Source organism: Psychromarinibacter sediminicola (genome assembly GCF_029168335.1).
Classification (GTDB): domain Bacteria; phylum Pseudomonadota; class Alphaproteobacteria; order Rhodobacterales; family Rhodobacteraceae; genus Psychromarinibacter; species Psychromarinibacter sediminicola.
Genome location: NZ_JARGYC010000034.1, coordinates 1 through 21325, shown reverse-complemented (window position 1 = coordinate 21325; position 21325 = coordinate 1). Strand labels below are relative to the sequence as shown.

Sequence of the window (21325 nt, the reverse complement as noted above, 5' to 3'; positions counted from 1 at the left end):
GCCAGACAGCGAAGAATGAAGATCGCGGAGAATACCGACACCCGCTTCGTGCTGGACCGCCGCCCCTGGATCCTGTCGGCCTTTCTGGCGCTTCTCTGGCTCGGCGTGCTCTGGGCGGGGCTCGACACCATCCTGTCGCTGGGCGAGCCGACGATCGGGCTGATCTATATCGGCCTCGGCACCGCCTTCCTGGCGCCGTTCCTCTATGGCTTCGTCCGCCGCAGCCGGCTGATCCTGGACCGCCCCGCCGGCCTCGTGATCCGGCGCCACCGCACCCTGTTCGGCGTCAAGCAGGACGAACACCCGCTGGACACGCTCGACCGCGCGGTGGTCGAACGCCGCCGCTGGGACAACTCCACCACCTACCGGCTGTCGCTGCGCCTCGGCGAGCGGACGGTCCCGGCGCTCGGCGGCTGGAACAGCGGCGGCGCCGGCCACGACGCGGCGAAGGCGATCAATCGCTGGCTCGACGTGCCGGAGCCCGACACGGTCGAGGTCTGAGCCCCCGCGCGCCGGCGCCCCGCGGGCCGCCTTGACAGCCGCCCGCCGCTCCTCTATCGACCCGTCCGACTATCCGGAAGTGCCAGCGCTTCCGGTCCCCGCCCGCCGCGGGGATCGCCCCCTGCCAGCGAGTTTCGCCCGCAGGGGCGCTTGGCGTATTCCGGTGCGCTCCCTACCTCGGGGGCAACGGAACCAGACGAAAGGCCACGGCCCCATGTTCGAGAACCTGTCAGAGCGCCTCTCCGGCGTCTTCGACCGCCTCACCAAGCAGGGCGCGCTCAGCGAAGACGACGTGAAGACCGCGCTGCGCGAGGTGCGCGTCGCGCTCCTGGAGGCCGACGTGTCGCTGCCCGTGGCGCGCGACTTCGTCAAGGCGGTGCAGGACAAGGCCACCGGCCAGGCGGTGACCAAGTCGGTCACCCCGGGCCAGCAGGTCGTCAAGATCGTGCATGACGAGCTGGTCCACGTCCTGGCCGGCGACAACCCCGCGCCCGGCGAGCTGAAGGTCGACAACCCGCCCGCGCCGATCCTGATGGTCGGCCTGCAGGGCTCGGGCAAGACCACGACCACCGCCAAGATCGCCAAGCGCCTGCAGGAGAAGGACCACAAGAAGGTCCTGATGGCCTCGCTCGACACCAACCGCCCCGCGGCGATGGAGCAGCTCCAGATCCTCGGCCAGCAGATCGGCGTCGACACCCTGCCGATCCAGCCCGGCCAGACCGCCCAGCAGATCGCCAAGCGCGCCAAGCAGCAGGCCACGCTCGGCGGCTACGACGTCTACATGCTGGACACCGCCGGCCGGCTGCATATCGACGAGGAACTGATCCGCCAGGCCGCCGAGGTCCGCGACATCGCCACCCCGCGCGAGACGCTGCTGGTGGTCGACGGCCTGACCGGCCAGGACGCGGTCAACGTGGCCGAGGCCTTCGACCGCGATATCGGCGTGTCGGGCGTCGTCCTCACCCGGATGGACGGCGACGGCCGCGGCGGCGCGGCGCTGTCGATGCGCGCGGTCACCGGCAAGCCGATCAAGTTCGTCGGCCTGGGCGAGAAGATGGACGCGCTCGAGGAATTCCACCCCGAGCGGATCGCCGGCCGCATCCTCGGCATGGGCGACATCGTTTCCCTCGTCGAAAAGGCGCAGGAGACAATCGAGGCCGAACAGGCCGAGCGCATGATGAAGCGGTTCCAGAAGGGTCAGTTCAACATGAACGACCTGAAAATGCAGCTGGAACAGATGATGAAGATGGGCGGCATGGAAGGCATCATGGGGATGATGCCGGGCATGAAGAAGATGGCCAAGCAGATGGACGAGTCCGGCATGGACGACACCGTCATCCGCCGCCAGATCGCCCTGATTCAGTCGATGACCAAGCGCGAACGCGCCAACCCGCAGATCCTGCAGGCGAGCCGCAAGAAGCGCATCGCGAAGGGCGCCGGTCTCGAAGTGTCCGAACTCAACCGCTTGCTGAAGATGCAGCGGCAGATGTCGGACATGATGAAGAAGATGGGCAAGATGAAGGGCGGCATGATGAAACAGGCCATGAAGGGCATGTTCGGCAAGGGCGGCATGCCCTCCGAGGCCGAGATGCAGGCCGCCGCCAAGCAGATGGGCGGCGGCATGCCCGGCGGCGGCATGCCCGGGATGGGCGGCGGCGGCTTCGGCGGCCAGCAACTGCCCCCCGGCCTCTCGGGTTTCGGAAAGAAGAAATGACCGTTTCTTCTCGTTCCAAATACGCACGGCCCGCCGGCGCCACAGGCACGACGCCCGCTGCGGCGCGTCGCCTCGCCACTGGCGGCAACAGCGCCGCGCGGCAGCGCGTCCTTTTCGCAGCGGCGCCGTGAGCGGAACGGCCGTTCATATCCCGACGCTCCACACCGAGCGCCTGATCCTGCGCGCGCCCGAGCCGCGGGACTGCCCGGCCTGGGAGGCGTTCCTGTGCAGCGACCGCGGCCGCTTCGTCGGCGGCGGCCCCGAGACGACGCCGGGCCGCGCCTGGCGCGCCTTCGCGTCGATCACCGGCCACTGGGCGCTGCGCGGCTGCGGCATCTTCGTCGTGACCCGCCGCGACACCGGCGCGCCGATCGGCAGCTGCGGGCCGTGGTTCCCCGGCGACTGGCCCGAACGCGAGATCGCCTGGAGCGTCTGGGACGCCGCCCACGAGGGCCACGGCTACATGGCCGAGGCGGCGCGCGCCGTGCTGGCCCACGCCTTCGGGCCGCTCGGCTGGGACACGGCGGTCAGCTACATCGCCCCGGACAACGCCCGCTCCCGGGCGCTCGCCGAACGGCTGGGCGCCATTCCCGACCCGGACGCGGCGCTGCCGCCGGGCGACGGCGACACGCTGGTCTTCCGCCACCGCGCCCCCGAGACCGACAGCGACGCCGCAGGCGGGATGGAGGCCTACGCATGACGGCGCTGACCACCGACCGGCTGACCCTGCGCGCGCCCGTCCCGGCGGACGAGGCGCCGGTCGTCGCCTATTACACCTCGGACTACCGCGCCGAACATGCCCGCCGGCTGACCCGGGACGAGGCGCAACACCGCTTCCGCGATGTCGTCCTGGCCCATTGGCAGACGCGCGGCTACGGCCGCTACATCGTCAGCTTCACCGGCGCGGACCGCCCGCTCGGCCTGGTCGGCCCGCATTTCCCCGGCGACTACCCCGAGCCCGAGATCGCCTGGCACATCTTCGCGCCCGACCTGCAGGGCAAGGGCGTCGCCTACGAGGCCGCGATGGCGAGCCGGGCCCATGCCTTCGCCGCGCTCGGCTGGACCGGCGCGGTCAGCTACATCCTGCCGTCGAACGCCCGCTCGCAGGCGCTGGCCCGCCGGATGGGGGCCGTCGCCGACCCCGACGCGCCCTGGCCCGCCTCGATCGGCCCGCATGTCGCCTGGCGCCACCCCGCCCCGGAGGCGCGGCCATGACCGCACTCGCCCACGAGATCCCGCGCCCCGGCCCCGCCTCGGCGCTGGCCGCCGCGCTGCAGGCCCGGATCCCGGTGCTGACCACCGACCGGCTGACCCTGCGCGCCCCGCGGCTGGAGGATTTCGCACTGCATGCCGAGATCGCCTGCTCCCCGCGCGGCGCCGGGATCGGCGGCCCGATGAGCCGGGGCGAGGCCTGGGCCGACTTCATCCAGCTCACCGGAACCTGGCTGCTGCGCGGCCACGGCGCCTGGACGGTGACGGAGGGCGGCACGCCCGTCGGCTTCGTCCTGATCGGCTTCGAGCCCGGCGACGAGGAGCCCGAGCTGGGCTACATGTTCACCGAGGCGGCCGAGGGCCGCGGGCTGGCGCAGGAGGCCGCCCGCGCCGTCATCGCCCATGCCCGCGACGCGCTGAAGATGACCACGCTGGTCAGCTGCGTCGCGCTCGACAACGACCGCTCCGCCCGGCTGGCCGAGCGGCTGGGCGCCACGCGCGACGCGGTCGTCGAGGCCACCGGCGACGGCGCCACCCGGATCTACCGCTACGACCTGACGAAAGGCTCCGCCCCGTGACCACCGACACTTCTTCCCGCGCCGCCGATCTGCTGGCCGATCATCGCGCCAGCATCGACCGGCTGGACGCGATCCTCGTCTATACCCTGGCCGAGCGGTTCCGGCACACCCAGGAGGTCGGCCTGCTGAAGGCCGAGCACGACCTGCCGCCCTCGGACCCGGCGCGCGAGGACAAGCAGATCGCGCGGCTGGAGGCCCTGTCGCGCGAGGCCGGGCTCGACCCGGCCTTCGCCAAGAAATTCCTCGCCTTCATCATCGAGGAAGTCATCCGTCATCACCGGAAACACCAATCGTAGGGGCCGCGCGCCCCGACCCACGCCATTCAAAGGAGACCACGACATGGCAATGAAGATCCGACTGGCCCGCGGCGGCTCGAACAAGCGTCCGCACTACTCCATCGTCGCCGCCGACTCGCGGATGCCCCGCGACGGCCGCTTCATCGAGAAGCTGGGCACCTACCACCCGCTCCTGCCGAAGGACAGCGAGCATCGCGTCAAGATGGACGTGGAGCGGGTGCAGTACTGGCTCGACCACGGCGCCCAGCCGACCGACCGGATCGCCCGGATGCTGGAAGCCGCCGGCGTGCGCGAGAAGGCCACGCGCAACAACCCGCAGAAGGCCAAGCCCGGCAAGAAGGCCCAGGAACGCGCCGACGCCCGCGCCGCCAAGGCCGCCGAAGCCGCCGCCCCGGCCGAGGAAAGCGCGGAGTAATCCGCGCCGTCCGCCATGCGGTATTTCGTCGGCGTCGTGCACCGCAGACAGGCGGCGATGGCCCGCGCGGCGGGCATCGTCGCCTTCAGCCACGGCCGCGCGGCACCGGTGAAGTCGCTCGCGCCCGGCGACCGCGTGGTGTTCTACGCGCCGAAAACCGACTTCGACGGCGACCCGGTGCAGGCCTTCGTGGCCCATGCCCGGGTCACCGGCGACGCCCCGCGCGAGCGGGACTTCGCCACGGGGATGACCGGCTGGTGCCGCGACGCGGCCTTCGACGAGGTGACCGCGGCGCCGGTGCGGCCGCTGCTCGACCACCTGAGTTTCGTCAAGAACCCGCGTCACTGGGGCATGGCGTTCCGGCAGGGAAAGTTCGAAATCTCCGGGTCGGACTACCGGCTGATCGCCGACGCGCTGGGAGTGGATGCATGATCCGTACCATGATCCAGGTGCAAATCCGCAAGAGTCCGGCGGCGACTCCCGGTTTCGTGCAAGTTCGGCAGCCGATCCGTCCGTCCCGACCACGTCCCGCCCGTTGCCGGAATTTTCCAAAAATTCCGTCCCGGATTATTGCCAATAATCCGCCGCGCCCGGAGCCGGCGTCATGAGCGCCGACCGGGTCTGCGTCGGCGCGCTGGCGGGCGCTTTCGGGGTGAACGGCGAGGTGCGCGTCAAGAGCTTCTGCGCCGAGCCGGAGGCGGTCGCCGACTATGGCCCGCTCTGGTCCGAGGACGGCACGCGGCGCTTCGCCCTGACCCTGACCCAGCCGATCAAGACCGGCTTCGCCGCCCGCATCGACGGCGTCGCCACCAAGGAGGACGCCGACGCGCTGCGCGGCATCCGGCTCTATGCCGACCGCGACGCGCTGCCCGAGCTGCCGGAGGACGAGTTCTACCATGCCGACCTCGTCGGGCTGGAGGTGCGCGACACCGGCGGCGCGGTGCTGGGCCGGGTCCGCGCGGTGCTGAACCACGGCGCCGGCGACCTGCTGGAAGTGGCCGGGCCCGAGCTGGGCGAGCCGGTCCTTCTGCCCTTCACGCAGGAGGCGGTGCCCACCGTCGACCTCGCCTCGGGCCGCATCGTCGCCGACCCGCCGGAGGGGCTGTTTCCGGACGGCTGACCGGCCCGCGGCCGCCGCGCTCGGCCATGGCGCGGAACACCCGGTCGTGCACCGACGTTGATCCGCCGACGAGACGCGCGGCACCCACGCCGCGCGTCGTTCAGAAAGGACGGATCAATGATCGAGTGGATTCTCATACTTCTCGCCATCGCGGCGGTGGCGGCAGTGCTGGGCTTCGGCCGGATTTCGGGGGTGGCGCTGACCGGCGCCAAGATCCTGATCGTCGTGGCGCTGGTGCTGTTCCTGCTGGTGCTGTTCGGCGTGATCGCCATCGGCGCCTGACACGGGCTTGTCGCGTTCGATGCGATTCACGCAATCTCCGGCCATCCCGCGGCAGCGTTCGCGCAAGCGAATGCGTTCGGCGCGGCCGGAGACCACAATTGAACGCGACATGCTCCAGGGGCGCCCCGGGGGCTGGCACGCGCCGCGCTTTCAGCTAACAAGCGCGCATGAGCCAGCCCCCGAACTCCCCCTCGAAATCCCACGGCCGCCTGTCGATCGGCGCGAGCCTTCAGCCCCGCGACCTGATGGCCGACCGCCCGGACCTGCACGGCGTCTGGACGGCGAAGGTCGTCACCCTGTTTCCGCAGGTCTTCCCCGGCGTGCTCGGCGCCTCGCTCACCGGCCGCGCGCTGGACCAGGGGCTGTGGCGGCTCGATCCGATCGACCTGCGGCTCTTCGGCGAGGGCCGGCACCGCAACGTCGACGACACCCCCGCCGGCGGCGGCCCCGGCATGGTGCTGCGCGCCGACGTGATGGGCGCAGCGCTCGACCACACGATGCGTGGGCGGCCCGACGACCGCGCCCGCTGGCCGCTGATCTATCTGTCGCCGCGCGGCCGGCCCTTCGACCAGGCCATGGCCCGACGCCTGTCGCGGACCGAGGGCGTCACGCTGATCTGCGGCCGGTTCGAGGGGCTCGACCAGCGGGTCATCGACCATTACGGGATCGAGGAAGTCAGCCTGGGCGACTTCGTCCTGACCGGCGGCGAAATCGCGGCGCAGGCGGTGCTGGACGCCACCGTGCGGCTGCGCCCCAACATCCTGGGCAACGAGGCCTCGACCGAGGAGGAAAGCTTCTCGGCCGGCCTGCTGGAGCATCCGCACTACACCCGCCCGGCCACCTGGCGCGGCCACGACATCCCCCCCGTCCTGCTGTCGGGCCATCACGGCGAGATCGCCAAGTGGCGGCAGGCGCAGGCGGAAGCGATCACGCGGGCGCGGCGGCCGGACCTCTGGGCCGCCTATGACCGAAGCCGGGACGAGGACTGACCGCGCCGGCGGTTCCCCTCTTGCCAAGCCGGCGCCTATTGCCCTAAAAGCGCCGCACCTGCCGGGCCAGCCCGAGTCAGGTGTTTTTGCTGTCCGCCCATGGTCCCGGATCAGGGGTTTCTTCGCCCTGCCCTTTCCGGCACCGGCGGATCGCAGACCAAAGGAACGACGACCTGTACCTCCGGCGGGCACCGCGGTGAACCCGACAGAAGACCAGGAGCTCTGAGGCGGCAGCAACACCCGCGGGAAAACCCGGGGCAGAATAGGAGTGGATCAGATGGACCTGATCGCTGAACTGGAAGCCGAGCAGATCGCAGAGCTCGGCAAGACCATTCCGGATTTCAAGGCCGGCGACACCGTCCGCGTCGGCTACAAGGTGACCGAGGGCACGCGCACCCGCGTGCAGAACTACGAAGGCGTCTGCATCAGCCGCAAGAACGGCGACGGCATCGCCGGGTCGTTCACGGTGCGCAAGATCTCCTTCGGCGAGGGCGTGGAGCGTGTCTTCCCGCTCTACTCGACCAACATCGAACAGATCACCGTCATCCGCCGCGGCAAGGTGCGCCGCGCGAAGCTGTACTACCTGCGCTCGCGCCGCGGCAAGTCGGCCCGGATCGCCGAACAGACCAACTATCGCCCGAAGACCAACGGCAAGACGCCGGCGCAAGGATCCGCGACATGAAAAAAGACACCCATCCCGACTATCATATCGTCGACGTAAAGCTGGTCGACGGCACCGTGGTCCAGATGAAATCCACCTGGGGCAACGAGGGCGACACGATCTCGCTCGACGTCGACCCGTCGGTGCACCCGGCCTGGACCGGCGGCGGCACCCGCCTGATGGACACCGGCGGCCGCGTATCGCGGTTCAAGAAGAAATACGAGGGCCTGGGCTTCTGAGCCCTTCGACCCACCGCTTTTCCGGAACGCCGCTCCCTCGGGGGCGGCGTTCTTCGTTTCGGGGGGTCCGAACCCAGCGATTCCCCGTGAAATTCGCCCTCCGACATGCGATACTTGGAACGATCCGTTTCATGGCCGCCATTGCCCGACATGCCAGACACGCGCCCGCATCCCCGGCTGACCCTGCATCTGAGCGGCGCCTTTCGGGCCACCGACGCCACCGGCAGCGACGTCACGGGCCTGTCCCGCCGCGGCCAGGCGCTTCTGGCGGTGCTGTCGCAGCACCCCGACATGCGGGCCGAGCGTGGCCATCTCGCCGACCTTCTGTGGAGTGACCGGGGCGAGGAGCAGGCCCGCGCCTCGCTCCGCCAGGAGCTGACCACGCTGCGCAAGGCGCTGCCCGATGGCGTGCTCGAAACCGACCGCCACTGCGTCCGGCTGGACCCGACCTGCGTGGAGGCCGTCATCGTCCCCGGCGCCACCTTCCTCGAAGGCTTCGACCTGGCCTCCGAGGGGTTCGAGGACTGGCTGCGCGACACCCGCGCCGCGCTGACCGACACGCCGCAGGCGCCCGCGCCGCCCTCCGACGTGCTGTTCTCGCGCCCCGCCGTCCTGCTTTTCGCCTTCGAGACGCTGTCCGAGGACGACCGCGACCGGATGATCGCCGCCGGCCTCGCCGACGACCTGCGCACCACGCTCAGCTACTGGCGCTGGTTTCCCGTCATCGGCCCCGAGGCCATCGGCTGGAAGACCGCGAAAGAGGCCGACCTGCGGGCCACCGCGGCCGAGGTCGACGCCGCCTATGCGGTGACCGGCACGATCCGCTGCCTCGGCAACCGGGTGAAGATCACCGTGGGGCTGACCGAGGCGGAGACCGGCCGCTCGCGCTGGTCGGGGCAGTTCGCCGGCACGCTCGACGACATCTTCGCCTTCCAGGAGGATGTCAGCCGCGCCATCGTGGCCCAGCTCGAACCCCAGATCTCGCGCGTCGAGGCGGTGCGTATCGCCCGCACGCGCCCCTCGTCGGTCGGGCCCTGGCAGCTCCTGGCGCAGGCGGACGAGGTCGACCGCCGCGGCGGCGAGGGCTACGGCACGCCCGAGAGCAACTGGGAACAGGTCCGCCTGATGGAGCGGGCGCTGGAGCTGGCGCCGGATTTCGCGCCGGCCCACGCCCGGATCGGCTGTATCCAGTTCCGTGCCGGCCTGCTGGGCTGGGTCGAGGACCGGACCGCCGCCTTCGACACCTCGCTGGAGCACACCTCCCGCGCCCTCGCCATCGACCCCGACAACTGGGAGGCCCACGCCTATAGCGGGCTCGTGGGCATCTTCGGCCGCCAAGAATACTCGAGCGGCCGGTTTCACAGCCAGGAGGCGGTGCGCCTGAACCCCTCGGCCGCGCTGGCCCGCCACGCGCTGGGCTGCGCGCTGGAATGGCTGGGCGAGCCGGAAACGGCGCTGGAACACCTCCACCTGATCTTCCGCCTCAACCCGAATCACAAGGGCCGCGCCGCCGCGCTGGGCGACATCACCACCTGCGAGATGTTCATCGGCCACCGCGACGCTGCGCTTGACGCCGCCGAACGCCTGCTGGCCATCGCGCCCGGCTATGCCCGCGGGCTGCAGCGCTGCGTGGTGACCTTCGGCTATTTCGACGTGACCGAGCGGGCCGCCCACGCGCTGGACATGCTGCGCCGGGAACAGCCCGATTTCGGCGAGGCCTATGTCCGCGAGACCTATCCCTATGCCCGGCCCGAGCACCTGGAGATGATCCTGGAGGGATTCCGCAAGGCCGGCGCCTTCGGCCCGTGACCGGCCTCTCCCGCCAGAAGCGGGGGTCGGGCACCGCATAACCGCAACATTTAAGCGAAATCCGCATCACCCGCGCTTCCAAAAGGGCGAGACACCAAATATAGTGGCGCGAAACGGGCAAACGGACCCTCTTGCGGCCGGGAAAAGGGACGGGGCCATGGCGCATATCATCGTCGTGGGGAACGAGAAGGGCGGTGCGGGGAAATCCACCGTGTCGATGCACGTGGCCACGGCGCTGGCGCGGCTGAAGCATCGCGTCGGGGTGATCGACCTCGACCTGCGGCAGAAGACCCTGACACGCTACCTGGAAAACCGGCTGCTCTACATGCAGAAGCACGCGCTCGACCTGCCGGTGCCGGAATTCCGCGACCTGCCGGACGTGGAAAAGCGCGAGCTTGCGGCGGGCGAGAACATCTATGACCGCCGCCTGTCGATGGCCGTGTCGGGGCTGGAGCCGATCTGCGACTTCATCCTGATCGACTGCCCCGGCTCGCATACGCGGCTCAGCCAGGTCGCGCATTCGCTGGCCGACACGCTGATCACGCCGCTGAACGACTCGTTTCTCGACTTCGACCTGCTCGCCCAGACCGACGGCGAGACGCACGAGATCCTCGGCCCCTCGGTCTATTCCGAGATGGTGTGGAGCGCGCGGCAGCTGCGCGCCCAGGCCGGCCTGACGCCGATCGACTGGGTCGTCGTGCGCAACCGCGTGGGCCCGCAGCGGATGGTGAACAAGGAGCTGATGATCGCCTCGCTCAACAAGCTGGCCCGGCGGCTTGGCTTCCGCATCGCGCCCGGCTTCACCGAGCGCGTGACCTTCCGCGAGCTGTTCCCGCGCGGCCTGACGCTGCTGGACCTGCGCGACATCGGGGTGAAGCAGTTCAACATCTCGATGGTCGCCGCCCGGCAGGAGCTGCGCGACCTGATGACCGAGCTGAAGCTGCCCGGCGTCTCCATCGACTTCTGACCCCGTTTTCTTTCAAAGAAAACGGCCCGGATCGCTTCCAACGATCCGCCCCGGACGATTGGAAATCGTCCGCCCCTACGCCAGCATCGCGCGGATCGACCGCTCGATCTGTCCGCCGCAATAGAGATCGCCGTAGTCCGCCTCGGTCGCCGCCCGCAACTCGGCCAGCGCCGGCGTCTCGCCCAACCGGTCGCTCAGTGCCGCCACCGCCGGCGCATGCGCGTCCAGCATCGGCCGCAGCGCGGGCAGCTTGTCGGTCATCGTCCCCCACAGCACGCAGGCCACCAGGTCCGCCAGCCCGGGCGCATCGGTGCCCAGCATCGTGCCGCCCTCTTCGGTCAGCCCGTGTCGCTGGCCGGTCTCCTCGAAGATCGCCATCCAGCGCGCCAGCCGCGGGCGAAACGCCTCCCAGTCCGCGCGGTCCCACATCATCCGCCCGCCATAGCGCGTGATCTCGTCCAGCACGTCGTTGGCGTCCGCCACCAGCTTCGCCGTCAGCGCGTCGCGCACCGCATCGCCCGGCATCAGCCCGAACCTGTCGCCCAGGTACAGCAGGATCGCCCCCATCTGCGCCAGCGTCGCGTCGGCGCCGTGGTCGGTCAGCACCGGCGGCGCCATCGCCGGCACCGGCTGCGCATCGACCGACAGGTCCTTCACCCGCGCGGTCTCGTCCACGCCCGCCTCGGTCCAGTCGGCGCCCGCATGGGCCAGAACCGCCCGGATGAACGCCCCGCGGAACGGCAAAGGCCAGTAATACAGCGTGTAGTCGGTCATCAGGTCACCTTGATCGCCACGTTCTTGGTCTGGACGTAGTTCCAGAGCGCCTCGCGCCCCTTCTCGCGCCCGTATCCCGACTGACCGTAGCCCCCGAACGGCGTCTCGACACCGCCCGCGAACCATTCGTTGACAAAGACCTGGCCGGCGCGCAGCCGCCCTGCCGTCCGCGCCGCGCGATCCAGGTCGCGGCTGAACACTCCGGCCACCAGCCCGTAGGGCGTGCCGTTGGCGATCCGGATGGCATCGGCCTCGTCCCGGTAGGGCATCAGGCAGGTGACCGGCCCGAACACCTCCTCCTGCGCGATCTCGGAGGCCGGGTCCACGTCCACCATCAGCGTCGGCTCCATGAAATGCCCCGGCCGGTTCAGCCGCCGCCCGCCGGTCGCTACCCTGGCGCCCCCGGCCTCGGCGCGCGAGACCATGCCGACGGCCCGCTCGCATTGCGCGTCCGAGACCACCGGCCCCATCCCCTCCAGCGGCACCTCCCGCTCGATCCCCGGCCCGACAGAGATCGACCCGGCCAGCGCCACGATCCGCTCCGCCAGCTCGTCATGCACGGAGGGATGCGCCACGATCCGCGACATCGCCGAACAGATCTGCCCCGCGTTCACGTAGACACCCTTGCGCACCGAGGCGACGACGGCGTCGAGATCGGCATCCTCGCAGACCACCGCCGCCGACTTGCCACCCAGCTCCAGCACCGCCGGCACGATGTTGCGCGCCGCCGCCTCGCCGATCTTGCGCCCCGTGGCCACCGACCCGGTGAACACCACCATGTCCACGCCCGCATGCGCCGCCAGCGCCGCCCCCGCCTCGGCCCCGTAGCCGGTCAGGACGTTCAGCGCGCCCTTGGGCAGCCCCACCGCCTCGCCGGCCCGCGCGAAGAACGACGACGACAGGGGCGTCATCTCGGACGACTTCACGACACAGGCATTGCCCGTCGCGATCCCGCAGGCGATCGAGCGCGCCGCGATCTCCAGCGGGAAGTTCCACGGGATGATCTGCGCCGACACGCCGTAGGGCTCCAGCAACGTGAAATCGAGATACCCCGCGCCCAGCGGGATCGACTTCCCCTCCACGGTCGAGGCCTGGTTGCCGTAATACTCGAAATACCGCGCCGCGTTCGACACCTCGGCCCGCGCCTCCCACAGGGGCTTGCCCTGTTCGCGCGTCAGAACCCCCGCGATCTCCTCGGCGTGGTCCGTCACCCACGCCCCCATTGCCTGCACCAGCCGCCCCCGCTCCAGCGGCCGCATGTCGGTCAGCGCCCCGCTGTCGTGACAGGCCCGCGCGGCCCGCACCGCGCGATCCACGTCGGCGGCATCGGCCAGCGCCTGCTCGGCCAGCACGTCGCCCGTCGCCGGATCCTCGACGGCGATCCGCCCGGCCCCGCCATCGACCCAGGCTCCATCGATATGGTTCTGCCAGAACTCGGACATCTCGGTCATCGGCGATCCTCCTTTTGAGAAAGGATAGACCACCCAATCGCCGGCCGGACAAGGGCGCACGACCCCTGCTTCTTCTCGTTCCAAATACGCATCGGGCGCGCCCCGTCGGCTCAAGAGCCAATGGCGACGGGGCAAAGCCCCCAGGCAGTCGTCGCGCCTGCGCGGCGGGCTCGGGCCGGTATCCGCTCCGCCCACGGAATGCCGGGGGCGCCGCGCCGGCGCGCGGCCCGTCAGCCCCAGAGCGTCACGGACAGACCGCCTCCCCTACAGGTGCCCGGCCCAGACCAGATACGCCACGAAGCCCGAGCCCACCGCCAGCAGGTTGAAGGCGTTCACCGTCAGAAGGTTCAGCGCCGCCTCGCGCCGCCGCTTCTTCAGGTCGACGCCCTTCAGCCACCGGGCGCAGCGGGCATAGGAGGCCTCCAGCGCCCCCGCATCGACCTGCATGCGCAGCTTCGGATGGTCGGCGAACCGCTGCGCCTCGACCAGCCGTTCGGCCTCGCGCCGCACCTTCGCCGGCATCCGCCGCCGGCCGCGGCGCAGCTTGGCCTCCAGCCCGTCGCCCTTCACCCGCAGCTTCTTCTCGATCAATGCCGCCAGAGACGCCGCCCGCGCCTCCAGCCTCTCGGCCGTCATCATCTGCACTATCCCCCAATAGCAGCTTCGCCCAGACTACCGGCCGCGCCGCCCCTTTCCAGCCCCGGCCGGGCGCGCTAAGCAGCCCGCATGCTCAATACCCTCGTCACTGGCGCACAGACGCAACACCCGCCGCTCCTGATCGCGCACGGCCTGTTCGGCTCGGCCCGCAACTGGGGCGTCATCGCGAAACGGCTGTCGGACACGCGGCAGGTGCTGACCGTGGACATGCGCAACCACGGCGACAGCCCGTGGCACGACAGCCACCGATACCCCGACCTCGCCGCCGACCTGGCCGAGGTGATCGCGGCCCATGGCGGGCAGGCCGACGTGTTGGGGCACTCGATGGGCGGCAAGGCGGCGATGGTGCTGGCGCTGGAGCATCCCGAGACGGTTCGCCGCCTGACCGTCGCCGACATCGCCCCCGTCGCCTACGGCCACAGCCAGCGTCCCCTGATCGAGGCGATGCGCGCCGTCGACCTGTCCTCCATCGACAGCCGCTCGGATGCCGAGGCGCAGCTGGCCGAGACCATCGACGACCGCGGCGTCCGCGCCTTCCTGCTGCAGTCGCTCGACCCCAAGGAGAAATGCTGGCGCTTCAACCTCGACGCGCTGGACGCCGAGATGGACCACATTACCGGCTGGCCCGAGATCTCCGGCCAGGCCGACACGCCGACGCTGTTCCTCTCCGGCGCCGAGAGCGACTATGTCGGCCCCGAGCACCGCGACCGGATCAAGGGCTACTTCCCCAACGCGCGCTTCGCGAAGATCCCCGGCGCCGGCCACTGGCTCCACGCCGAAAAGCCGCGCGAATTCGAGGCGGCGATGCGCAGCTGGCTGGACGCAGAGGCGTAAGGTGGGGGCGTAAGGTGCCCCCCCGTTCCCCAGCGCGGAACAAGGCCGATAGGCCGCCGCGCAAGCGCCGCCTCTCGGCGATTGCCCTGCAATCGCCTGTCGGCAGGGCATTTCGCCCGCGAAATGCCCGAGAGACACGCCCCGGTGCGGCGGCGCTATGGTAGCCGTTATCGCAGAGCTCCGAGGTCGCCCGGATTTGGCAACGATAAAGCGCGCCGCTCGGACACCGGAGCGCCACCGCGCGCGTCGGCCCTTGCGCGGCTCCTCACTCTGCTCGGACGTACCCAGAAGCGCTCCACCGCCCGCCCCTCCTACAGATCGTCCTCCCCGATCACCGGGTTCACCAGCGTGCCCACCGGCCCCAGATCCACCTCGGCCAGATCGCCCGGCCCCATATAGACCGGCGGCACCCGCTTGTCGCCCACGCCGCCCGGCGTGCCGGTGGCGATCACGTCGCCCGGCGCCAGCGCGGTGAAGGTCGAGCAATAGGCGATCAGCCGCTCCAGCGGGAAGATCAGGTCGGCCAGGGTCGCCTCCTGCATCACCTTGCCGTTCAGCCGGCTGGTGATCGGCAGCGTCCTGTAATCCTCCACCTCGTCGGCGGTCAGCATCCACGGCCCGAACCCGCCCGAAGCCGGGAAGTTCTTGCCCGGGGTGAACTGCCCCGTATGCCGCTGCCAGTCGCGCACCGAGCCGTCGTTGAAACAGGCATAGCCCGCCACATGCTCCAGCGCGCGGTCCTCGGGGATGTTCCGCCCGCCGCGCCCGACGATCACGGCGAGTTCCCCCTCCAGGTCGAACCGGTTGGAGAAATGCGGCTTCACCAGCGGCTGGCGATGGCCCAGGAGCGTGTCGGCGAAGCGCGTGAAGACGGTGGGATGCTCCACGTCCGGCCGCCCGGTCTCGGCCTTGTGCTCGGCATAGTTCACGCCGATGCACAGCACCTTGGCCGGGTCCGGGATCACCGGCAGGAAGGTGACGTTGGAAAAGGACAGCTCCGCCGCCCGGCCCTCCAGGTAGTCGGCGATCTCCTCGGCCATGTCGGCGGCGATGGCCTCGCGCAGGGTCTCCACCCCGCCAAGGCCCGTCAGGTCCACGATCCCGCCCTCGACCGCGGCGCCGAAGCGCGCCTCTCCCAGATGGACATAGCTGATCAGTTTCATGCGCGCTTCCTTCCGCTGCCCCGACGATCCGGTGCCCTCTCCTAGCGCGGATCGCCCCGGCCGGAAACCGGCAACGCACGGCTCACGCCAGCTGCCGCGCCACCAGCCACGCCACGGGGACGGCCGCGACGAACCCGGCGCCGGCGGCCACCAGGATCGGCACCAGCGTGTCGTAGCCGGCAACCAGCGCGACGACCACGAAACTGCCCATCAGGGTCGTGGCGATCACCGAAAACAATGTCATGGCCAGGCGCAGCATTTCTCGTCCCTCCGTTCGTATACCGTTCGAATACCGGTCGAATACCTGTCGCGACCCATATGCACGAAAAAAGATGTGAACCTTGCGACAGGTCAACACGACGCATGGATACGAAGATTTCGGACAGCCCGCGCTTGCCTGATCCGCAGGCCCCATGCAAAACTTGCACCAATCGATTTTCCTGGAGGCACAGATGCGCATCACATCCATTGCCCTCGTCCTGGGCCTGTCTCTCGCCACGGCAGCCCCGGCGGCCGCGCAAGGGGACAACGATTTCTGGAAGGCCGTCGGCGACTGGGACATCAACATCGACCCGACGGTCGGCAACGGCTGCTACGCCATCGCGAGCTGGAACGGCGGCACCGTGCTGCGCATCGGCCGCAACCCCGAGCGGGACAACTTCTACTTCCTGATCGGCAATCCGAAATGGGCCTCGCTGCAGCCCGAGGCGAAATACGACATCCAGATCCAGTTCGGCAACCGTCCGGTCTGGGACGTCTCGGCCACGGGGCTGCAGTTCAACCCCGGAGAGACGGTCTATCTGCACGCCCAGTCGAACAAGATGGAGTTCATCTCCGAATTCCAGGAGGCGCTGAACATGTCGATCTCCTACAACGGAAGCGAGATCGACAAGCTCAAGCTCACCGGCTCGATGCGCGCCTGGAACGAGGTGGAGGTGTGCCAGCAGGAGATGAACCGCCGCGCCCCGTCCGTCTCGCCGCCGGTCAGCGAGGACCCGTTCTCCGAGGATCCCTTCGGCAACGGCGCGGGCCAGACCAAGAACTCGTCGTCGAAGAACCGCGCCCGGAAGGAGTGAGGCCGGGGGCGGTGTTGCCCGGCCTACGCGAGCGCTCGAACGGTGGCCCGCGCGGGACATGGCGAAGCCGCCGCGTGCGCCGCCTCTCGGCGATTACACTATTATGGGCGGCGGCGCTGCCCTGCCCACCCCACCATTCGATCTGTACCCAGCGCGGAACAAGGCGAAGCCGCCGCGCAAGCGCCGCCTCTCGGCGATTGCTCTGCAATCGCCGAGAGGCAGGGCATTGGCAATGCCCGAGAGACGCGCCCCGGTGCGGCGGCGCTGTGGTCGACGTTATCGCAGAGCTCGGAGGTCGCCCGCGTTTGGCAGCCATAAAGTGCGCCGCTCGGAAGTCGGAGCGCCGCCGCGCGCGTCGGCCCTTGCACGGCTCCTTACACTGCTTGGAAATGCCCAAAGGGGCCCCGCGCTTCCGGGGCTCCGCCCGTTCGCGCCAAATAACTGCCCTGCATGTTCCCTTCGTCGATGCGACCCGTGCGCGTCGGCCGGTGACTGAACGGTGGGGCAAATACGATAGCCCCTTATGAACGATGCCCAGCGCGGAACAAGGCGAAGCCGCCGCGCAAGCGCCGACGCGCACCCGAGCGGCGGCGCTGTGGTAAACGTTATCGCAGAGTTCAGAGGTCGCCCGAACCTGGCAGCCATAAAGTGCGCCGCTCGAACTCCGGAGCGCCCCCGCGCGCGTCGGCCCTTGCCCGGCTCCTCATGCTGCTCGGACGCCCCAATGACACCCAGCGCCTCCGGGGTTCCGCCCGTCCACACCGGAAAACTGTCCTGCATGTTCCCGTCGTCGATGCGACCCCGTGCGCGTCGGCGTGTGACTGAACGGTGGGGCACATACGATAACCCCTTATGAACGGTGCCCAGCGCGGAACAAGGCGAAGCCGCCGAGCAAGCGCCGCCTCTCGGCGATTGCTCTGCAATCGCCTGTCGGCAGGGCATTTGCAATGCCCGAGAGACGCGCACCCGAGCGGCGGCGCTGTGGTAGCCGTTATCGCAGAGTTCAGAGGTCGCCCGGACCTGGCAGCCATAAAGCGCGCCGCTCGAACTCCGGAGCGCCCCCGCGCGCGTCGGCCCTCGCGCGGCTCCTCACAGGGCTCGGACATGCCCGAAGGCGCCCAGCACCCTCGCGCCGCTCCCTAAGGCGCCACGCGGAACCCGTCCCCGGCATCCTCGCCACTCGCCTCGGTCTCCACCTCGGCCACCACGGCCCGCTCCGGCCCGTGCTTCAGCGCCTCCAGGAACCGCGCCACCGCGTCCTCCGGCCCGGCCGCCACGCCGCTGACCGACCCGTCGTCTTCGTTGCGCACCCAGCCGCGCAGGCCCAGCTCCTCGGCCGTACGCTGTGTCCACGCACGGAACCAGACGCCCTGCACCCGGCCCGTCACCCGGAACTTCCGGCACATATCGCTCATCGCACGCTCCACCCGTTCACTCGCCGCGATCGCGCCGCTGCCGCAGCCCGACGCCCAGCGCCACGCCCGAGGCCACGCCGATGGCGATCCCCGCGGCTAGGTCGTCCATCGCGACGCCCAGCCCGACACCGACGGCGATCCCGATCGCAACTCCGACACCCATGTTCATTGCGGCACCTCCTGCCCCCCAGGTGGCCCCGCACACCGCAGGTTCAAGCCGTCACCGACCGCTGCACCCAGAGGGGCGGCCCGTAGGATGGGTGGTCCTGCGCCCGCAGGCGCAGGTTCACCCATCGCCCCCGTGCCAGCCCCCATCAATGCAACCGCGCGCGCACCACGTAGCCTTCCACCGTCGCCTCGCCCAGCGCCCGCAGCGCCTCCAGTCGGTGGAACCCCTCAATCAGCACATAGCCGTCGCCGTCCGCGCGCACCCGGATCGGCGTGGTCTGTCCGCGTTCCAGCATGTCCTCGGCCAGCGACTGGACCTTGTCCGCGTCCAGCGTCTTGCGCCGCTTCACCGGCACGCGGACGCGCTCGATGGGCAATGTGTGTGTCTCCAGCATGGCCGCCAGTCTGCCCCGCTTTGCCCCGGATTGCCAGAAATGCGGGCTCGTCCATGGACAGTTACCGCTACCATCATAAATAACAAATACTTACCCCCCTGTCCAACCTCGGACGCCCCCGCGGACCCCATTGACGGCGCCTTGAAAGAGCCGCATATGCCAGCGTCATGACCGACCCTCGCTACATCCGCAATTTCTCCATCGTCGCCCATATCGACCACGGGAAATCCACCCTCGCCGACCGGCTGATCCAGCTGACCGGCACCGTGGCCGAGCGCGACATGCGCGACCAGATCCTCGACGCGATGGACCTGGAACGCGAACGCGGCATCACCATCAAGGCCAACTCGGTCCGGATCGACTATCCGGCCAAGGACGGCCACACCTACGTGCTCAACCTCATCGACACGCCGGGCCATGTCGACTTCTCCTACGAGGTCTCCCGCTCGATGCAGGCCGTCGAGGGCTCGCTCTTGGTCGTCGACGCCACCCAGGGGGTCGAGGCGCAGACGCTCGCCAACGTCTACCAGGCGATCGACGCCGATCACGAGATCGTGCCGGTCCTCAACAAGATCGACCTGCCGGCGGCCGAGCCCGAGCGCGTGAAGGAGCAGATCGAGGACGTCATCGGCATCGACGCCTCCGACGCCATCGAGATATCGGCCAAGACCGGCCTCGGCATCCCCGACGTGCTGGAAGCCATCGTCCACCGCCTGCCGGCCCCCGAGGGCGACCGCGACGCGCCGCTCAAGGCGATGCTGGTGGATTCGTGGTACGACCCCTATCTCGGCGTCGTCGTCCTGATCCGCGTGATGGAGGGCGTGATCCGCAAGGGCGACCAGATCAAGATGCTCAAGACCGGCGCGGCCTACAAGCTCGACCGCCTCGCCGTGCTGAAACCCAGCATGACCAACATCGCCGAGCTCGGCCCCGGCGAGATCGGCGTCTTCACCGCCTCGATCAAGCAGGTCCGCGACACCCGCGTCGGCGACACCATAACGCATGTGAAGAAGCCCTGCGCCAAGGCGCTGCCCGGCTTCAAGCCCTCGGTCCCGGTGGTCTTCTGCGGCCTCTTCCCGGTCGACGCCGCCGATTTCGAGGATCTGCGCACGGCCATCGAGAAGCTCGCCCTCAACGACGCCTCCTTCACCTACGAGATGGAGACCTCGGCCGCGCTCGGCTTCGGCTTCCGCTGCGGCTTCCTGGGGCTTCTGCACCTCGAAGTGGTCCGCGACCGGCTCGAACGCGAATACGACATCGACCTGATCACCACCGCCCCCTCGGTCGTCTACCACGTCCACATGAAGGACGGGACGATGGACGAGCTGCACAACCCCGCCGACATGCCCGACCTGACCGATGTCAGCCATGTCGAGGAGCCGCGCATCAAGGCCACGATCCTGGTGCCCGACGAGTTCCTGGGCGACGTGCTCAAGCTCTGCCAGGACCGCCGCGGCATCCAGGAGGATCTGACCTATGTCGGCGGCCGGGCGATGGTGGTCTACGACCTGCCGCTGAACGAGGTGGTCTTCGACTTCTACGACCGGCTGAAATCGGTCACCAAGGGCTATGCCTCCTTCGACTACCACCTGACCGGCTACCGGCAGGACAACCTGGTCAAGATGCAGATCCTGGTGAACGAGGAGCCGGTGGACGCGCTGGCGATGATGGTCCACCGCGACCGGGCGGAGATGCGCGGCCGGGCGATGGTCGAGAAGCTGAAGGACCTGATCCCCCGTCACATGTTCAAGATCCCGATCCAGGCGGCCATCGGCGGCAAGGTCATCGCCCGCGAGACGCTGGCGGCGCTCCGCAAGGACGTGACGGCCAAGTGCTACGGCGGCGACGCCACCCGGAAGAAGAAGCTTCTGGAGAAGCAGAAGGCCGGCAAGAAGAAGATGCGGCAGTTCGGGAAGGTTGATATCCCGCAGGAGGCGTTTATTAACGCCTTGAAAATGGACAGCTGAAGCTGTTCATTTTCAAGGTGAGTGGGCGAAAGCGGTTCGCGAAGCGAATTGCGTGCCCACGCGGTGGGCGCAGACAAATCTATCTGTCTCCATCCCCAAATTTTAATATGATTTCAAAGGATTTCGCCTTCCACATAGCGGAAACAGTTTTCCCATAAGGAGAGCCAAGACTACCACAGCCCCGGCGACTATCATTCCAGCCATCACCAAAAGCTGCACATCAGACACCCTATTCTTCTCCTTTGGAAGCGCCCAGAATAAACTTTGCCCGATGATAGTCTTTGGATAGAAGCGCGGACATATAGGCGGTTTGATCAGTCACCCTGTATTGTGCGGAGATGTTGGGTATACTTTGTGTCCCATCAAGAAATGGTATGGGGCAGAGAAATGCATAAGCGAACGCATCCGCCTCCTCTTCCAAATCCGAGTTTCTGATTTTCGGATTATAGAACGCCGAACTCTCTCGAAACTCGACGTCTCGCGCTGCCCGAGCGCTCGTCTGCCCTCCTCTGTGCTTGGCGCGGCTACGCACCTTTCTCTTGTGGCTCTTTAGAGCGTTTGCCCACCGACATGAATCGATTGGGGATTCCCATTCGGCCGAGGGACTGATTCACTGACCCTGGGGCAGATACTGGGGGCAGC

26 protein-coding genes are annotated in these 21325 nt (G+C 69.0%); 18 read left to right on the top strand and 8 right to left on the bottom strand.

The window, feature by feature from the left end:
• Positions 1–15: 15 nt before the first annotated feature.
• The 15 genes from P1J78_RS13565 to P1J78_RS13495 all read left to right on the top strand — a co-directional run bounded on the left by P1J78_RS13565 (position 16) and on the right by P1J78_RS13495 (position 10783).
• Positions 16–501: a hypothetical protein gene (locus P1J78_RS13565; protein WP_275567912.1), complete on the top strand. Its 486-nt coding sequence runs from the start codon at positions 16–18 to the stop codon at positions 499–501.
• 214 nt (positions 502–715) lie between these two features.
• Positions 716–2215: a signal recognition particle protein gene (ffh, locus tag P1J78_RS13560; RefSeq protein ID WP_275567911.1), complete on the top strand. Its 1500-nt coding sequence runs from the start codon at positions 716–718 to the stop codon at positions 2213–2215.
• A 127-nt stretch (positions 2216–2342) separates the two neighbouring features.
• A complete protein-coding gene (locus P1J78_RS13555) occupies positions 2343–2915 on the top strand; it encodes a GNAT family N-acetyltransferase (RefSeq protein ID WP_275567910.1) in 573 nt (190 codons plus the stop codon).
• Entirely contained in the window at positions 2912–3430 is a 519-nt protein-coding gene (locus tag P1J78_RS13550) for a GNAT family N-acetyltransferase (protein WP_275567909.1), read from the top strand. Before P1J78_RS13555 ends, P1J78_RS13550 begins: the two co-directional genes overlap by 4 nt.
• A complete protein-coding gene (locus P1J78_RS13545) occupies positions 3427–4005 on the top strand; it encodes a GNAT family N-acetyltransferase (RefSeq protein ID WP_275567908.1) in 579 nt (192 codons plus the stop codon). The genes P1J78_RS13550 and P1J78_RS13545 overlap by 4 nt, the downstream gene beginning before the upstream one ends.
• Positions 4002–4301: a chorismate mutase gene (locus P1J78_RS13540; RefSeq protein ID WP_275567907.1), complete on the top strand. Its 300-nt coding sequence runs from the start codon at positions 4002–4004 to the stop codon at positions 4299–4301. Before P1J78_RS13545 ends, P1J78_RS13540 begins: the two co-directional genes overlap by 4 nt.
• A 43-nt stretch (positions 4302–4344) precedes the next feature.
• Positions 4345–4716 (top strand): 30S ribosomal protein S16, encoded by a 372-nt coding sequence (gene rpsP / locus P1J78_RS13535; protein WP_275567906.1) that lies wholly within the window; start codon positions 4345–4347, stop codon positions 4714–4716.
• A gap of 15 nt (positions 4717–4731) precedes the next feature.
• On the top strand, positions 4732–5148 hold the full coding sequence (locus P1J78_RS13530; RefSeq protein ID WP_275567905.1) for an EVE domain-containing protein: 417 nt from the start codon (positions 4732–4734) through the stop codon (positions 5146–5148).
• 172 nt (positions 5149–5320) lie between these two features.
• Positions 5321–5836, top strand: coding sequence for a ribosome maturation factor RimM (rimM, locus tag P1J78_RS13525; protein ID WP_275567904.1), 516 nt, complete (start codon positions 5321–5323; stop codon positions 5834–5836).
• Between the two features lie 117 nt (positions 5837–5953).
• Complete coding sequence (locus P1J78_RS13520) at positions 5954–6118, top strand: DUF1328 family protein (protein ID WP_275567903.1); 165 nt, start codon at positions 5954–5956, stop codon at positions 6116–6118.
• 167 nt (positions 6119–6285) lie between these two features.
• A complete protein-coding gene (trmD, locus tag P1J78_RS13515) occupies positions 6286–7107 on the top strand; it encodes a tRNA (guanosine(37)-N1)-methyltransferase TrmD (protein ID WP_275567902.1) in 822 nt (273 codons plus the stop codon).
• Between the two features lie 277 nt (positions 7108–7384).
• A complete protein-coding gene (gene rplS, locus P1J78_RS13510; protein ID WP_275567901.1) occupies positions 7385–7789 on the top strand; it encodes a 50S ribosomal protein L19 in 405 nt (134 codons plus the stop codon).
• Positions 7786–8007, top strand: a complete 222-nt coding sequence (rpmE, locus tag P1J78_RS13505; RefSeq protein ID WP_275567900.1) for a 50S ribosomal protein L31 — start codon at positions 7786–7788, stop codon at positions 8005–8007. Before rplS ends, rpmE begins: the two co-directional genes overlap by 4 nt.
• 150 nt (positions 8008–8157) lie before the next feature.
• Entirely contained in the window at positions 8158–9816 is a 1659-nt protein-coding gene (locus tag P1J78_RS13500; RefSeq protein WP_275567899.1) for a hypothetical protein, read from the top strand.
• A gap of 157 nt (positions 9817–9973) precedes the next feature.
• The gene (locus P1J78_RS13495; protein ID WP_275567898.1) at positions 9974–10783 is read left to right on the top strand and encodes a division plane positioning ATPase MipZ; all 810 of its coding nucleotides are present in this window, start codon (positions 9974–9976) and stop codon (positions 10781–10783) included.
• A 75-nt stretch (positions 10784–10858) separates the two neighbouring features.
• On the opposite strand, the gene gst is transcribed toward P1J78_RS13495, so the two are convergent.
• The 3 genes from gst to P1J78_RS13480 form a co-directional block, all read right to left on the bottom strand.
• A complete protein-coding gene (gene gst, locus P1J78_RS13490; RefSeq protein ID WP_275567897.1) occupies positions 10859–11557 on the bottom strand; it encodes a glutathione transferase, Atu5508 family in 699 nt (232 codons plus the stop codon).
• Positions 11557–13008 (bottom strand): aldehyde dehydrogenase family protein, encoded by a 1452-nt coding sequence (locus tag P1J78_RS13485; protein WP_275567896.1) that lies wholly within the window; start codon positions 13006–13008, stop codon positions 11557–11559. Before P1J78_RS13485 ends, gst begins: the two co-directional genes overlap by 1 nt.
• A gap of 264 nt (positions 13009–13272) precedes the next feature.
• Positions 13273–13647, bottom strand: a complete 375-nt coding sequence (locus tag P1J78_RS13480) for a hypothetical protein (RefSeq protein ID WP_275567895.1) — start codon at positions 13645–13647, stop codon at positions 13273–13275.
• Positions 13648–13734: 87 nt separating this feature from the next.
• Here P1J78_RS13480 and P1J78_RS13475 point away from each other — a divergent pair, with 87 nt between their 5' ends.
• Positions 13735–14499: an alpha/beta fold hydrolase gene (locus P1J78_RS13475; RefSeq protein WP_275567894.1), complete on the top strand. Its 765-nt coding sequence runs from the start codon at positions 13735–13737 to the stop codon at positions 14497–14499.
• Between the two features lie 311 nt (positions 14500–14810).
• Here P1J78_RS13475 and P1J78_RS13470 read toward each other — a convergent pair whose 3' ends face one another.
• Together P1J78_RS13470 and P1J78_RS13465 are read right to left on the bottom strand one after the other, a co-directional pair.
• A complete protein-coding gene (locus P1J78_RS13470) occupies positions 14811–15662 on the bottom strand; it encodes a fumarylacetoacetate hydrolase family protein (RefSeq protein ID WP_275567893.1) in 852 nt (283 codons plus the stop codon).
• A gap of 82 nt (positions 15663–15744) precedes the next feature.
• Positions 15745–15921 carry a CTP synthetase gene (locus tag P1J78_RS13465; protein WP_275567892.1) on the bottom strand — a complete coding sequence of 59 codons (177 nt, stop codon included), beginning with the start codon at positions 15919–15921 and terminating at the stop codon, positions 15745–15747.
• Positions 15922–16114: 193 nt separating this feature from the next.
• Between P1J78_RS13465 and P1J78_RS13460 the strand changes: the two genes are divergently transcribed.
• Positions 16115–16738: a hypothetical protein gene (locus P1J78_RS13460; RefSeq protein WP_275567891.1), complete on the top strand. Its 624-nt coding sequence runs from the start codon at positions 16115–16117 to the stop codon at positions 16736–16738.
• Positions 16739–17877: 1139 nt separating this feature from the next.
• Here the strand turns inward: P1J78_RS13460 and P1J78_RS13455 are convergent.
• The 3 genes from P1J78_RS13455 to P1J78_RS13445 all read right to left on the bottom strand — a co-directional run bounded on the left by P1J78_RS13455 (position 17878) and on the right by P1J78_RS13445 (position 18716).
• A complete protein-coding gene (locus P1J78_RS13455; protein ID WP_275567890.1) occupies positions 17878–18153 on the bottom strand; it encodes an acylphosphatase in 276 nt (91 codons plus the stop codon).
• Positions 18154–18169: 16 nt separating this feature from the next.
• Positions 18170–18322 (bottom strand): glycine zipper domain-containing protein, encoded by a 153-nt coding sequence (locus P1J78_RS13450; protein ID WP_275567889.1) that lies wholly within the window; start codon positions 18320–18322, stop codon positions 18170–18172.
• A 145-nt stretch (positions 18323–18467) separates the two neighbouring features.
• On the bottom strand, positions 18468–18716 hold the full coding sequence (locus tag P1J78_RS13445; RefSeq protein WP_275567888.1) for a ParB N-terminal domain-containing protein: 249 nt from the start codon (positions 18714–18716) through the stop codon (positions 18468–18470).
• A gap of 167 nt (positions 18717–18883) precedes the next feature.
• Between P1J78_RS13445 and lepA the strand changes: the two genes are divergently transcribed.
• A complete protein-coding gene (gene lepA / locus P1J78_RS13440) occupies positions 18884–20683 on the top strand; it encodes a translation elongation factor 4 (protein WP_275567887.1) in 1800 nt (599 codons plus the stop codon).
• Positions 20684–21325: the final 642 nt, after the last annotated feature.

Coding starts and splice junctions, on each gene's coding strand:
- P1J78_RS13565 (WP_275567912.1), top strand. CDS start 16: ATGAAGATCGCGGAGAATACCGACACCCGCTTCGTGCTGGACCGCCGC.
- ffh (WP_275567911.1), top strand. CDS start 716: ATGTTCGAGAACCTGTCAGAGCGCCTCTCCGGCGTCTTCGACCGCCTC.
- P1J78_RS13550 (WP_275567909.1), top strand. CDS start 2,912: ATGACGGCGCTGACCACCGACCGGCTGACCCTGCGCGCGCCCGTCCCG.
- P1J78_RS13545 (WP_275567908.1), top strand. CDS start 3,427: ATGACCGCACTCGCCCACGAGATCCCGCGCCCCGGCCCCGCCTCGGCG.
- rpsP (WP_275567906.1), top strand. CDS start 4,345: ATGGCAATGAAGATCCGACTGGCCCGCGGCGGCTCGAACAAGCGTCCG.
- P1J78_RS13530 (WP_275567905.1), top strand. CDS start 4,732: ATGCGGTATTTCGTCGGCGTCGTGCACCGCAGACAGGCGGCGATGGCC.
- rimM (WP_275567904.1), top strand. CDS start 5,321: ATGAGCGCCGACCGGGTCTGCGTCGGCGCGCTGGCGGGCGCTTTCGGG.
- P1J78_RS13520 (WP_275567903.1), top strand. CDS start 5,954: ATGATCGAGTGGATTCTCATACTTCTCGCCATCGCGGCGGTGGCGGCA.
- trmD (WP_275567902.1), top strand. CDS start 6,286: ATGAGCCAGCCCCCGAACTCCCCCTCGAAATCCCACGGCCGCCTGTCG.
- rplS (WP_275567901.1), top strand. CDS start 7,385: ATGGACCTGATCGCTGAACTGGAAGCCGAGCAGATCGCAGAGCTCGGC.
- rpmE (WP_275567900.1), top strand. CDS start 7,786: ATGAAAAAAGACACCCATCCCGACTATCATATCGTCGACGTAAAGCTG.
- P1J78_RS13500 (WP_275567899.1), top strand. CDS start 8,158: ATGCCAGACACGCGCCCGCATCCCCGGCTGACCCTGCATCTGAGCGGC.
- P1J78_RS13495 (WP_275567898.1), top strand. CDS start 9,974: ATGGCGCATATCATCGTCGTGGGGAACGAGAAGGGCGGTGCGGGGAAA.
- gst (WP_275567897.1), bottom strand. CDS start 11,557: ATGACCGACTACACGCTGTATTACTGGCCTTTGCCGTTCCGCGGGGCG.
- P1J78_RS13485 (WP_275567896.1), bottom strand. CDS start 13,008: ATGACCGAGATGTCCGAGTTCTGGCAGAACCATATCGATGGAGCCTGG.
- P1J78_RS13480 (WP_275567895.1), bottom strand. CDS start 13,647: ATGATGACGGCCGAGAGGCTGGAGGCGCGGGCGGCGTCTCTGGCGGCA.
- P1J78_RS13475 (WP_275567894.1), top strand. CDS start 13,735: ATGCTCAATACCCTCGTCACTGGCGCACAGACGCAACACCCGCCGCTC.
- P1J78_RS13470 (WP_275567893.1), bottom strand. CDS start 15,662: ATGAAACTGATCAGCTATGTCCATCTGGGAGAGGCGCGCTTCGGCGCC.
- P1J78_RS13465 (WP_275567892.1), bottom strand. CDS start 15,921: ATGCTGCGCCTGGCCATGACATTGTTTTCGGTGATCGCCACGACCCTG.
- P1J78_RS13460 (WP_275567891.1), top strand. CDS start 16,115: ATGCGCATCACATCCATTGCCCTCGTCCTGGGCCTGTCTCTCGCCACG.
- P1J78_RS13455 (WP_275567890.1), bottom strand. CDS start 18,153: ATGAGCGATATGTGCCGGAAGTTCCGGGTGACGGGCCGGGTGCAGGGC.
- P1J78_RS13450 (WP_275567889.1), bottom strand. CDS start 18,322: ATGAACATGGGTGTCGGAGTTGCGATCGGGATCGCCGTCGGTGTCGGG.
- P1J78_RS13445 (WP_275567888.1), bottom strand. CDS start 18,716: ATGCTGGAGACACACACATTGCCCATCGAGCGCGTCCGCGTGCCGGTG.
- lepA (WP_275567887.1), top strand. CDS start 18,884: ATGACCGACCCTCGCTACATCCGCAATTTCTCCATCGTCGCCCATATC.